This window comes from Puia sp., from assembly GCF_035546395.1.
Lineage (GTDB): Bacteria > Bacteroidota > Bacteroidia > Chitinophagales > Chitinophagaceae > Puia.
In genome coordinates this window covers 163459-175565 of record NZ_DASZXR010000011.1, presented here as the reverse complement: position 1 = coordinate 175565, position 12107 = coordinate 163459, and the positions used below count along the sequence as shown (strand labels likewise).

Below are 12107 nucleotides of genomic sequence, written 5' to 3'. Positions count from 1 at the left end.
AAATCATTTTCCAATGGCGTCCAAAAAAATTCTCGACCTCCTCGGCGATAAAGCCTCCTTTCTCCTCGATCATAAGCCCGTCATCGACAAGACAACACTCAGCGCCTTTCCCTCGCCCAACCACGTGGAAGAGATCTGGACGAACTCCGACCGGAACAACCAGGTATTGAGAAGCATCCAGGTCCTGCTGGGCCATGGTCGCCTCGCCAACACCGGCTATCTCTCCATCTTCCCCGTCGACCAGGGTGTCGAACACAGCGCAGGCGCTTCCTTCTCCGCCAATCCCATGTACTTCGATCCTGAAAATATCATCAAGCTCGCCGTCGAAGCAGGTTGCAACTCCGTAGCCTCCACTTTTGGGGTCCTCAGCATCATGAGCCGCAAATATGCGCACCGCATCCCCTTCCTCGTAAAGATCAACGGTAACGAGTTCCTCAGCCTCCCCAACCGGTACGACCAGACCCTGTTCGGCACCGTGAAAGCGGCCTGGAACATGGGCGCCGTCGCCGTCGGCGCCACAGTCTACTGGGGCAGCGCCGAAAGCGATCGCCAGCTGAAAGAGATTGCCGAAGCCTTCGAGATCGCCCACGAGCTCGGCATGGCGACGGTCCTCTGGTGCTACACCCGCAACGCAGGCTTCAAGGTAGACGGCGTCGACTACCACACCTCCGCCGACCTCACAGGCCAGGCCAACCACCTCGGCGTCACCCTCCGCGCGGACATCATCAAGCAGAAGCTTCCGACCAACAACGGCGGCTACCTCGCCACCAGGCATGGTCGCACCTCGCCGCTCGTCTATTCAAAGATGACCCACCCCGACAACCACCCCATCGATCTCACCCGTTACCAGGTGATCAACTGCTATAGCGGCCGCGTAGGTCTCATCAACAGCGGCGGCGAGAGCAAAGGCGATTCCGATTATGCAGATGCAGTCTTCACCGCCGTCGTTAACAAACGCGCAGGCGGCATGGGCATGATCATGGGACGTAAAGCCTTCCAACGCCCCTTCAAAGAAGGAGTCGAATTGATCCAGCTGGTGCAGGACGTCTACCTTGATAAAGACATCACCATCGCATAATATTCTCCCGATTCAGCAATGGACCACGGCCCGCCTCCCAGGCGGGCCTTTCTTTTTTTGACCACTATCAGTTATCGCAATGATTCCCATCATCATCAAACAACGACACCCGTCGTACCTTGACCGGCCTCTATTTATCACCTATAAATCAATTTATATGAAATCAAAGATGACAGCCCTTGTCTATGGCGGACCAGGAAACATCGAAGCAAAGGAAGTGCCGGTGCCCCAGATCAACAAACCCACCGACGCATTGATCCGGATGACCCGGACAACCATCTGCGGGACCGACCTCGGCATCATCAAAGGAAAAGTCCCCGACGTAAAACCCGGCACGACCCTCGGTCATGAAGGCGTGGGAATCGTCGAGGAAGTGGGAGCCGCTGTCCGGAATTTCCGCAAAGGCGACCATGTCCTCATCTCCTGTATCACCTCCGACGGCACCTGCGAATATTGCAAAAAAGGTTGCTATGCCCATTGTGAGGACGGCGGATGGATACTCGGACACCTCATCAATGGCACCCAGGCAGAATATGTCCGTATCCCTCATGCCGACAACAGCCTTCATCACATCCCCGCCAATGTCGATGAAGAGGCACTGGTCATGCTCAGCGATATCCTCCCTACCGGCTATGAGATCGGGGTGCTGAACGGACAGGTGAAACCGGGCGACACGATCGCGATCGTCGGCTCGGGCCCCATCGGCATGTCGGCCCTCCTCACCGCACAATTCTATTCCCCCGCCCGCATCTTTATGATCGACCTCGACGCCAATCGTCTCGCCACCGCAAAGACCTTCGGAGCAACCGATATCATCAATTCCGCCAACGAAGACCCGGTACAAAAGATCATGGCCGAAACAAAGGACGGCGTGGACGTAGCCATCGAAGCCGTTGGACTTCCCGCCACCTTCGACATCTGCCAGCGTATCGTCCGGCCCACCGGCCACGTCGCAGTCGTGGGCGTACATGGCCACAGCGTCGATCTTCAACTGGAGAAACTCTGGATCCAAAATATCACACTCACCACCGGCCTCGTCAGTACCAACACGACCCCAATGCTGATGAAGAATGTGCTCAGCGGCAAACTGCAGCCGAAAAAGCTGATCACCCACCACTTCACACTGGGAGATATCCTGCAGGCTTATAAGGTCTTCGGGAATGCAAGCCAGGAAAAAGCCATAAAGGTCATCATCAATGCCGAGGTCACCAGCCCACTGCTGGCCGCCGGCGCAAAAAAGAAAGAAGAACTTCCGGTCTGATAATAATCCCCTCTGTCGCCTCCGCCGCATCCCGGCGGAGGCTTCGCATTGCCTGCCACATTGCCAAACCCCCTCACGGGCGGGTTTGCTGTTTCCGGTGCACAAGCCGGATCCGGTTCAACGTCTCCCTCGACACCCCCAGATAGGTAGGTCTACAACAAGCCCTTGGAAACAAATATCTTATGCTGACAGACCTCCCCCTCCCGCAGCAGCAGCTGCCGTTTGCGGATTTTTCGCGGAACCGCCTTTGCAAGCGCCAGCCTGAACTCCTCATCCGAAATAGCCCCCTGGCTCCTGACATACGCTTCGAAATTCTCGAACATATTACAAAGGTAAGGTCAAATCACCGCGCAAAATTGTGTCAAATGTCCTTGGCCCAAGGCTCCCGCCAACACCAAGTAGTCGCCGCCGGCGCGGAAGTCCACCGCGGCTCCATCGAAGATCTCAACAGCCTGAAAGGCGGCGCCGCCGCATCCGACGGCGTTATCCACACCGCCTTCATCCACGACACTGGAAAAAGGCGCGCCGCAACCACACTACCACGCCGTCCATGATGAAGGAGTCCCGACAAAGCACATCGCTGAGCTCATCGGCCGGCATCTAAATCTCCCGGTTGTCTCAAAATCCCCCGAAGAGGCCGCAACACATTTTGGCTGGATGGCCCACTTCTTCGCCCTCGACGTCCCCGCCTCCAGCAAACAGACCCGCGAATGGCTCGGCTGGCGCCCAACCCACTCGTCGCTGCTCGCCGATCTCGATCAAGGCCACTATTTTAAGCTATAGCTCCTTGATCCGTATATTCTTAAAGGAAACCGCCTTGAACCAATCCTGCAAAGCAATGTGACCGCTCACATGCTTTCCAAACTCAGGATAAGTATTGAAATGCGTCTTGCCGATCGAATCGATCCAGGCAGAAGCACGGAAATCCTGTTTTGTCGTCAGCACGCCGTTCAGATAGAACTCGACCTTTCCGTCCTTCTGCACAATCCTCGACTCATTCCACTCGCCCGCCTTGGTCGCGCCGGCCGGGTTCATTTGTTTTGTCAGGTTGAAAATACACCCCGACTGCTTCAGCGGATTGGCATTGTCGGCATGTGTGACCTCCAGCATCTGGTATTCCGGCCCCGAAGCATAAGTGGCCGGAATATCAGGTCTTTCCTGCACATCGATGAACACCCCGCTGTTGCCCTCCTTATTGATCTTCCAGTCCCATCGCAGATCATAGTTGCTATACTCCTTATCCGTCACTAAGTCTCCATGCTCCAACCGCTTGTCGGGACCGCAGACAAGCTCCCCGTCCTTCACCGACCAGGTCGCGGATTTATAGTTGTTGTACAAATGCCAGCCAGCCATCGAGCGGCCGTCAAAAAGTAATACAAATCCCTCCTTCTTCTCATCCTTCGTCAATTGGTTGTCCCGCTTCCCTCCACAGGAAACAAGCACGCAGGCCGCGATCAAAAGCGCGGCGGTAGTCTTGATCAAATGGTTACGCATCGTGTTTGAATTTTGCTATTTTTGCACTGCAATATATGGAAACAAGATACAACCCGATCGAAGGCGTCGAAGATTTCTACCAACGGAAATTCAACTGGATGCCGGACGACCTGAAAAAGGAGATCGGGCATTTCAACGCCTTTCGCATAAAGGAGTTCCTGGGGCCTCAGCAGAAACCATTGCCCTACATGCCCAAGAACTATTACAAGATCAGCCTGATCATCGGCCGGAACAGGTACCACTATGCAGACAAGACCATCGAAATAGAAAAGGCCGCTTTGCTTTTTTCCAACCCCATGATCCCCTATAAATGGGAACCGCTGGATGACAACCAACAGGGGTGCTTCTGCATCTTTACCGAAGCCTTCTTTTCGCATTTCGGCAACTTCAAAGAATACCCCATTTTTCAACCCGGCGTCAGCCCGGTATATCTGTTGGATGAAGAATCATTGACCGGCTTCCGCTCCTTGTTTGAACAGTTGTTCGAGGCGATCCGGACGGAATACAAATATAAATACGACCTGATAAGGGCCCTGACCCTTGAGTTGATGCACAAGGCCATGCGGATGACGCCGATGGAGGCTACCCTTTTTAAAGAAAGCAACGCCAACACCCGCATCGCTTCCCTGTTCGTGGAGCTGCTCGAACGCCAGTTCCCGATCGAATCGGCCGGCCAATCCATGCAGCTGCGGTCCCCCGCGGATTTCGCCACTCACCTTTCCGTACACATCAACCATCTCAACAGGGCCCTGAAAGAAGTCACCGGTCAGACCACTTCCCAATCCATCGCCGACCGCATCGTTCGCGAATCCGCCACCTTGCTGAAACACACCGACTGGAATATTGCAGAGATAGGCTATTGCCTGGGCTTCGAAGAGCCATCCCATTTCATCTCCTTCTTTAAAAAGAATACCGGGCAAACGCCAAAAGCCTACCGCATGAAGGAAATTGTTTGATTTTTGCTATTTATTGTTTGATTGAGGCCATGGATCACCGGTCGGCCCACCCGAACTTTGCCCTACAAAAAATCAAACCATGAAGTACAATTATGTAGGCAACACAGGCCTGCTCGTTTCCGAACTTTGCTTCGGCACCATGACCTTTGGCGGACAGAATGCCGGCATCTGGGACAACATCGGAAAGCTGCAGCAAAAGGAAGTGAACGATATCATGAAGACCGTTCTGGACGCCGGCATCAATTTCATAGACACGGCCAACGTATATTCATACGGACAGTCCGAACAACTGCTGGGCCAATCCCTGAAAGACCTGGGCATCCAGCGCGACAATGTAGTCATCGCAACAAAAGTACTGGGTAAGATGGATGAGCGGCCCAACAGCCAGGGCCTCTCCCGTTACCATATCTTCAATTCCGTCGACCAAAGCCTGAAACGGCTCCAGTTGGATCACATCGATATCCTGTATGTACACGGCGTCGACCCAAAGACAGACCTCGAAGAGATCGTCCACTCGCTAAACGATATCGTAAACACCGGCAAGGCCCGCTATATCGCCATCTGCAACTGGCCGGCCTGGATGGTGGCAAAAGCGCAGGCGATCGCTCACTACAATCAATGGCACAAATTCATCGGCCTGCAGTACTTCTATTCCGTGGTCACCCGCGACATCGAGCATGAACTGACGCCGATGGCCGCAGATCATCACCTGGCCATTTTTCCCTGGAGCCCGCTGGCCGGTGGCTTCCTCACCGGTAAGTTCACCCGCGAAGGCGGTACCGCCGGCGCCCGGCGCGATGCGTTCGACTTTCCGCCGATCGACAAAGAGAAAGCCTACAATGCAGTGGATGTAATGAAAGAGATAGGGAAGCAACACAATGCCAGTCCCGCACAGGTGGCGTTGGCCTGGGTAAGACAACAACCCGGCATCACCAGCACCATCATCGGCGCAAAGACCATTCAGCAGGTACAGGACAACATCCGGTCCACGGATCTCGTCCTCACGGCAGACGATCTTCAAAAGATAGACACCGTCAGCCCCCTTCCGGCTCAATATCCCGGTTGGATGGTGAAATGGCAGGCCGCAAACAGGGGCTAAAACGCCTCGCCCAACGCAAAATAAAGCGACCAGTAACCCTTGCTCGCCGCAAAATCCATACAGAAATTCGTACCCGAATGCTTGTTGAACTTGATCCGGAGTCCGGCGCCCGCCGCCGCATGCAGATAGGCAAACTGACTGGTGCCGGGCTCCGTGACCGAGTTCATATTCCCGAATACCACAAATCCCAGCAACTGATCCCTCGTAATACTCCGGCGATACTCCGTCTCGAAGTCCCAGAGCGTCCGTCCCGTATACCGGCTGGGATAGAACCCACGGCCGCTACGCTGGTTCGCATCCCAGGTGATCGCCGGCAGATCGAGATAAGGCGCGTTCGACCCCATCGTCGTCCACAGGTACGACCAGAAGGCCAGCACGTTCCAGCTATCCGGATCAAAGCTGAGATATTTCCGCGCATCGAAATACAACGAATACCAGTTCGTCTGGCTCCCCAGGATCTTGGGATTCACCCGCAGGACTGCATTGTAGAACCATCCCGGCAACGGGTTCAGGGGGTTGTTCCGGCTGTCGTAGAGCAGGTTGAAGGTAATACCGGAAGAAAAGGAATTGGTATGGTTACCCGTTCCATATTTGTACCCCGTGAATTTCGTGATATCGATGGAATCGTTCTTCGGCCGGATATGGATGTGATAATCCAGGTCATAGCCAATGCCCGCAAAAAGGTACGGCTTGTTGGCGATCCGCCGCAGGAAGTTTTGATAGAAGCGGATATAGGTATACCGCACAAGTATCTTATCGCTCGGCGCCGTATTTCCCCCCAACCCCCAGGTAAACTGCGGATAGAACGTCAGCCGGTAATCGCCGCTATAATTCCATCGGTTGCCCGGCGACCAGATATTCGACCGGAAAGGGATATTCCATTCCCCTCGCAGGTTCGTACTGGGGCTGAAGGTCACATTGGAAAGAAAGGTATTCTTAGGGTCACCTAACATAAATGCGGCATTGGTCGAGGTGATCAGCGCCTCGCCGCCCCCCGGGATCGAACTGCCCAGCGGAATGACCGAATAATACACCCGCTGGCCACGCACCTTTGGCGTCTTCTTGATATGGATATGGGTGACCTTCAGGGCGATGCCGATGATATCCCGCTGCCCCGTCGTATCATCCACCAGCTTGTCCGGCGGGACGAGCGTCCCGGTAGGGTTCTGGGCCCTCAGGCCAAAAGACCGGCAGCAAAGGATCAGGACGGCGATAACAGCGAAAATTCTCGGCATAGGTACAAGAATACCAATATTGTGCTATTTTCAGGCATGAAGAATTCTGCCATATTTGGCCTCACCCCCCTGCTATTGTGTTGCTTTTTCGCTACACTTCCCCCAGCGCTCAATGGCCAAACGCCCAATCCTCCCCATATCGAACTCCTCGCCAGTGGGACCAAAACCTCCCTCCGGGGTTTAAGCGTCGTGAGCGATAAAGTCGTCTGGGTCAGCGGCAGCGGCGGCGCCGTCGCTAAATCCACCGATGGCGGCAAGACCTTCAACTGGATGACCGTCCCAGGCTATGAAAAAAGGGATTTTAGGGACATCGAAGCCTTCGATTCTTCCACCGCCATCGTCATGGCCATCGCCGAACCCGCCGATATCCTCAAAACCACCGACGGCGGCAAGACCTGGAAACTGGTCTATGAGAATACCACAAAAGGAATGTTCCTCGATGCCATGGAATTTTGGAACAGCGAAAGCGGCATCATCGTCGGCGATCCGATCGACGGCCGCTTCTTCGTCACCCGCAGCTTCGACGGCGGCAACAGCTGGCACGACATCCCCTACCCCGAACGGCCCAAAGCCGACAGCGGCGAAGGCTGTTTCGCCAGCAGCGGCACCAACGTCCGCAACCTCGACAAGGACGAGGCCTGCTTCGTCTCCGGCGGCCCCACCTCCCACCTTTTCATCCGCGACAAGATCATCGATATGCCCATCCTCCAGGGCAAAACCACCACCGGCGCCAACTCCGTCGCCGTAAAAGATCATGGAAATCTGCACGGCGGCCACCACCTCATCGTCGTCGGCGGCGACTTCGCAAAAGATACGCTGCAGGAAAAGAATTGCCTGCTCACCAACGACGGCGGCAAGACCTGGACCCACCCCAACACCCCACCGCATGGCTACCGCAGTTGCGTGGAATTCATCGGCGGCTCCAACGTCCTCTGCTGTGGCACCTCCGGCGTCGACCTCTCCACCGACGACGGCCTCAACTGGACCCTCCTCTCGACCACCGGCTTCCACGCCTGCCGCGTCGCCAAAAAAGGCAAAACCGTCTTCCTCGCCGGCGGCAACGGCCGCATCGCGAAATTGGTTTGGTAAAGATTAAACGCCTATTTTTTGAAAACGACCCACACCGCCGCCAACAACAGGAAGAACGCCACCAGGTACTTCCAATGAAAAGGTTCCTTTAGATATAGCACCGCAAAAAAAGAGAAGACGACAAGCGTGATCACCTCCTGGGTGATCTTCAGCTGAAAAGCACTCATTCCCCCGATAGATCCCAGGCGATTCGCCGGAACCGTAAGACAATATTCAAAAAAAGCGATCCCCCAACTGATGAGGATCGCTTTCCACAAAGGCATCTCTTTATGATTCAGGTGCCAGTACCAGGCCACCGTCATAAAACAATTCGAAGCAAAAAGAAGTAAGATCGTCCGCATAGTTAATTCAGCCCTCTGAAATCCACCGGAACCAGTTTGCTCACCCCGGGTTCCTGCATCGTAACCCCATAGATCACATCCACCGTACTCATCGTCATCTTATTATGCGTAACGATGATGAACTGGGAGTTCTCGCTGAACTGCCGGATCATATTGGTGAACTTACCGACATTGGCGTCATCCAGCGGCGCATCCACCTCATCGAGGATACAGAACGGCGCCGGCTTGATCAGGTAGATCGAGAACAACAGCGCGGTAGCCGTCAGCGTCTTCTCTCCCCCACTGAGCTGGCTGATCGAGGACGGCCGCTTCCCCTTCGGCTTGGCGACGATATCGATCCCCGTCTCCGCCAGGTTCTCAGGATTCTCGAGGATCATATCCGCCGTATCTTCCTCCGTAAAAAGCGATTTGAACACCCGCTGGAAATTCTCCCGCACTTTATTGAACGTATCCAGGAACTGCTGGTTGGCCGTCGCCTCCACCTCCTGGATCGTTTGTAACAGGCTATCCTTGGCGCTCACCAGGTCATTCTTCTGCTCCAGGATAAACTCATACCGTTTCTTCATCTCCTGGAACGCCTCGATCGCCGTCGGATTCACCTCCCCAAGATTCTCCAGCCGCTTCTTCATCTTGTCGGCCTTCTCCTGCAGATCCTCCACCGGCACATCCCCCGTCCGCGGCTGATCGATGATATCATCGAGATTGATCCGGAATTCCACGTTCAACCGCTCCTTCATCCCCGCCAACTGAAGTTTCAATTCATTCAGCCGGTCCTTGATATCGCCCAGCAGATGCTCCAGTTGCTCCCGCTCCTTATTCTTATGACGCACCTCGCTTTCCTTTTCGCCAAGAACGTTACGGAGATTGTAATATGCCTGGTCGGCCTCATTCAACACCCGCTCCTCCTCTTCTTTCCGGCGCAACAGCTCGAGCAGCGCCGTCTCCGACCCGCCCAGCAGGTCCTCGCTTTCGGCAATATTCTCCAGCGTCTGTTTCAATTGCGATGCATTTACCTCTATCTGGTTCCGCAGATCGACCAGCTGCTTGCTCTTAAAATCCATCTCCTGCTTCAGCGCATTGATCTTGCTGTGCTGCCGGGTAACCTGCAGGTTAAATTCGTTATATCCCGTCGAAGCGGAATTATACGCCAGCTCCGCCGACCGGTACTCATCCTCCGCCGCCTGCGCCCTCTCCTTCAGCTCTCCGACGACCCGGACCAGCTCGGCCCAGGCATTCCGCGTGTCTTCGATCCCGGCGATGGTCTCCTCCAGGTTCAGCTGCAGTTCTTCCAGCCTGCCCGTAGACGTCTCCTGTTGGGCATGCAGGTTCTCGATCTTATTCTCCAGCGAGAACACAAAGTTCGTCAGTCGGTTGATATCGTCCTGCGTCTGGCGGATCGCCTGCTCCTTCAGCTGCTCGTTATATCCGATCACTTCGTTGTGCTTCTCCTGGATATCTTTCTTCAGCCCGTCGACGACCGTCTGCAGCCGCTTCACCTCCCCTTGCAACTTCTCGAGGTTCTTCGCCCGGCCGATCTTCTTGCCCTCAAAAAGCCCGACGCTGCCCCCGGTCAGCGAATATTTTCCCTTTACATATTTCCCGCTCTTTTCCAGCACGACGGCGCCGTTGCTGTTGGCCATCGCTTCCTCATTCTCGGCGATGTACACATTTCCCAGCAGGTGCTCGGCCAGGGGACGATAACGCTCGTCCACCTCGATGACATTCATCGCCGGGATCATCCCCTCATACGAATGCCCGTTCGCCGCCACGCCTCCGCCGATCTTGTCCAACAGGAAGAAGTTCGCCTTCCCCTTCTTCTTCTCATCCAACAGATGCACCGCCTGCATCCCCTCCGTCAGGTTCTTTACGACATAATAATTCAGGAACGGCTCCAGCACATTCTCAACAGCCGCCCTGAATTCCTCCTTCACGTAAATGATATCGGAAAGGATCGGCGCATCAGGCACCCATAAAGGATTCTTATGCAGGAATTTGATACTCTCCGGATAACCTTCCATCGAATCGATCAGGCTCTTCAGCAGGTCGTGCTCATTCTTCTTCGCGTCCAGCGTCCGGCTCTCATCGGCCAGCCGCTGACGCAGCACTTCGAGCTGCCCTTGCGCCTGTAGGATATTCTCCTTCATCCGTTCGTGGTGCTCCTGCAGCTGCTTCAAACTGCCCTGCTTCGCTTCCAGCTCCTGCTCCTTGATCACCCGCTCCTCCTCCAGCTGCTTGAGCTGACTGTCCCGCACCGTCCGCTCCTCTTCCAGCTGGCGGATGCTCCGCTGCAGGTTTTGGATCGAAGTGTCCGCCACGGCGACCTTCTTTTCCGCATCGAACTGATCGCGCTGCAGCCGGGCATTCTCCCGCCGCAGTTCGTCGATCGTCACCCGGCGCTCGTCGAACACCTTCCGCGTCTCGTCGACTGAGTCCTTCAGGGACTCCAGCTGCTCCTGCAGCCCGGATAACTTATTCTCTTCCTCACCCACCTGCTGGCGGGTAAAAACGATGCTTTCTTCCAATCCTTTGAGCTGTCCCTCGCCCTTCAACAGGAACTCCTGCAGGCTGCCCTCCTTTTCCTTGAGGAAGTTCAGCCGCTGGGTCGCCAGGTTCTTTTCGTTCTCCTTCGTCCGCAGCGCCTGCAACGTATCGTTGAACCTATGCTGCATGGACTGAAGCGCCCGCTCCTTCTCGATAAACCCGACCTTCTCCTGCTCCAGGGCCGCCTCCTCCTGCGCGATCACCGCTTCCAGCCGGACCTTCCGGTCCGTTTCCGTCTCGGCCTGCTCATTCAGCTCCCGGTAGGTCAGGTTGAACCCTTCAAGCGCCGCCTTTGCCAGCTCGATGCTCAGCTCCCGGTACTCCTTCTTGATCTCGTAGTATTTCTCCGCCTTCCTGGCCTGGTTCTCAAGGCTCTTCAACTGGTTGTTGATCTCGAACAACAGATCCTCGATCCGCGCCAGGTCCTGCTCCGTGGCATCCAGCTTCTGCCGGGCCTCTTTCTTCCGGGTCTTATAGATCGTAACCCCGGCGGCCTGCTCCAGCATCCTTCTTCGGCTGTTATCCTTATCTTTAATAATATCGTCCACCATCCCCAGTTCGATAATGGCATAGCTATCAGTACTGACTCCAGTATCCATAAATAGATTCTGGATGTCCTTTAGCCGGCAGGACACGTCGTTTAACCGGTACTCGCTCTCCCCACTCTTATAGAACTTTCGGGTAACGGTCACCGTGCTGAACTCCGTAGGCAGCAGGTTCTTCGTATTCTCGAAGGTGAGACTCACCTCGGCCAGGCCGGAGGCGCTTCTCGTCTTGCTCCCATTGAAAACAAGGCTCTCCAGGTTCTCCGACCGCAGATGACTGATCTTCTGCTCCCCGATCACCCACCGAATGCTATCGATGATATTGCTCTTCCCACAGCCATTAGGGCCGATAATGCCCGTAATGCCCTCGTCGAAGCTGATATGGGTCTTATCAGCAAAACTCTTGAATCCTTTAATTTCGAGGCTCTTTAATCGCACAGTACATTCGTTTAGTAGTCGACAAACCTA

Annotated in this window: 11 protein-coding genes; 6 read left to right on the top strand and 5 right to left on the bottom strand. The window is 55.1% G+C overall.

Annotated features, from left to right (window positions below):
• Positions 1–13: 13 nt before the first annotated feature.
• Positions 14–1078 carry a class I fructose-bisphosphate aldolase gene (locus VHE34_RS11410; RefSeq protein ID WP_325587890.1) on the top strand — a complete coding sequence of 355 codons (1065 nt, stop codon included), beginning with the start codon at positions 14–16 and terminating at the stop codon, positions 1076–1078.
• A gap of 157 nt (positions 1079–1235) precedes the next feature.
• The gene (locus VHE34_RS11405) at positions 1236–2339 is read left to right on the top strand and encodes a zinc-dependent alcohol dehydrogenase family protein (protein ID WP_325587888.1); all 1104 of its coding nucleotides are present in this window, start codon (positions 1236–1238) and stop codon (positions 2337–2339) included.
• Positions 2340–2491: 152 nt separating this feature from the next.
• On the opposite strand, the gene VHE34_RS11400 is transcribed toward VHE34_RS11405, so the two are convergent.
• A complete protein-coding gene (locus VHE34_RS11400) occupies positions 2492–2662 on the bottom strand; it encodes a hypothetical protein (protein ID WP_325587885.1) in 171 nt (56 codons plus the stop codon).
• Between the two features lie 42 nt (positions 2663–2704).
• On the opposite strand from VHE34_RS11400, the gene VHE34_RS11395 reads away from it, so the two are divergent.
• Positions 2705–2893, top strand: coding sequence for a hypothetical protein (locus VHE34_RS11395; RefSeq protein WP_325587881.1), 189 nt, complete (start codon positions 2705–2707; stop codon positions 2891–2893).
• A gap of 223 nt (positions 2894–3116) precedes the next feature.
• Here VHE34_RS11395 and VHE34_RS11390 read toward each other — a convergent pair whose 3' ends face one another.
• Entirely contained in the window at positions 3117–3833 is a 717-nt protein-coding gene (locus VHE34_RS11390; protein ID WP_325587879.1) for a DUF1080 domain-containing protein, read from the bottom strand.
• 35 nt (positions 3834–3868) lie between these two features.
• Between VHE34_RS11390 and VHE34_RS11385 the strand changes: the two genes are divergently transcribed.
• The gene (locus VHE34_RS11385) at positions 3869–4789 is read left to right on the top strand and encodes a helix-turn-helix transcriptional regulator (RefSeq protein ID WP_325587877.1); all 921 of its coding nucleotides are present in this window, start codon (positions 3869–3871) and stop codon (positions 4787–4789) included.
• A 79-nt stretch (positions 4790–4868) separates the two neighbouring features.
• The gene (locus VHE34_RS11380; RefSeq protein ID WP_325587875.1) at positions 4869–5888 is read left to right on the top strand and encodes an aldo/keto reductase; all 1020 of its coding nucleotides are present in this window, start codon (positions 4869–4871) and stop codon (positions 5886–5888) included.
• On the opposite strand, the gene VHE34_RS11375 is transcribed toward VHE34_RS11380, so the two are convergent.
• On the bottom strand, positions 5885–7123 hold the full coding sequence (locus VHE34_RS11375) for a BamA/TamA family outer membrane protein (RefSeq protein WP_325587873.1): 1239 nt from the start codon (positions 7121–7123) through the stop codon (positions 5885–5887). The genes VHE34_RS11380 and VHE34_RS11375 overlap by 4 nt on opposite strands.
• A 36-nt stretch (positions 7124–7159) precedes the next feature.
• Here VHE34_RS11375 and VHE34_RS11370 point away from each other — a divergent pair, with 36 nt between their 5' ends.
• Positions 7160–8212 (top strand): oxidoreductase, encoded by a 1053-nt coding sequence (locus VHE34_RS11370; RefSeq protein WP_325587871.1) that lies wholly within the window; start codon positions 7160–7162, stop codon positions 8210–8212.
• Between the two features lie 11 nt (positions 8213–8223).
• Here VHE34_RS11370 and VHE34_RS11365 read toward each other — a convergent pair whose 3' ends face one another.
• Both VHE34_RS11365 and smc read right to left on the bottom strand, forming a co-directional pair.
• Positions 8224–8553 carry a DMT family protein gene (locus VHE34_RS11365; RefSeq protein ID WP_325587869.1) on the bottom strand — a complete coding sequence of 110 codons (330 nt, stop codon included), beginning with the start codon at positions 8551–8553 and terminating at the stop codon, positions 8224–8226.
• A gap of 2 nt (positions 8554–8555) precedes the next feature.
• Positions 8556–12077, bottom strand: coding sequence for a chromosome segregation protein SMC (smc, locus tag VHE34_RS11360; protein ID WP_325587867.1), 3522 nt, complete (start codon positions 12075–12077; stop codon positions 8556–8558).
• Positions 12078–12107: the final 30 nt, after the last annotated feature.

Excerpts from the sequence above, each read along its gene's own strand:
- VHE34_RS11375 (WP_325587873.1), bottom strand. The coding sequence starts at position 7,123 with ATGCCGAGAATTTTCGCTGTTATCGCCGTCCTGATCCTTTGCTGCCGG.
- VHE34_RS11385 (WP_325587877.1), top strand. The coding sequence starts at position 3,869 with ATGGAAACAAGATACAACCCGATCGAAGGCGTCGAAGATTTCTACCAA.
- VHE34_RS11405 (WP_325587888.1), top strand. The coding sequence starts at position 1,236 with ATGAAATCAAAGATGACAGCCCTTGTCTATGGCGGACCAGGAAACATC.
- VHE34_RS11370 (WP_325587871.1), top strand. The coding sequence starts at position 7,160 with ATGAAGAATTCTGCCATATTTGGCCTCACCCCCCTGCTATTGTGTTGC.
- VHE34_RS11390 (WP_325587879.1), bottom strand. The coding sequence starts at position 3,833 with ATGCGTAACCATTTGATCAAGACTACCGCCGCGCTTTTGATCGCGGCC.
- VHE34_RS11380 (WP_325587875.1), top strand. The coding sequence starts at position 4,869 with ATGAAGTACAATTATGTAGGCAACACAGGCCTGCTCGTTTCCGAACTT.
- VHE34_RS11365 (WP_325587869.1), bottom strand. The coding sequence starts at position 8,553 with ATGCGGACGATCTTACTTCTTTTTGCTTCGAATTGTTTTATGACGGTG.
- VHE34_RS11400 (WP_325587885.1), bottom strand. The coding sequence starts at position 2,662 with ATGTTCGAGAATTTCGAAGCGTATGTCAGGAGCCAGGGGGCTATTTCG.
- VHE34_RS11410 (WP_325587890.1), top strand. The coding sequence starts at position 14 with ATGGCGTCCAAAAAAATTCTCGACCTCCTCGGCGATAAAGCCTCCTTT.
- VHE34_RS11395 (WP_325587881.1), top strand. The coding sequence starts at position 2,705 with ATGTCCTTGGCCCAAGGCTCCCGCCAACACCAAGTAGTCGCCGCCGGC.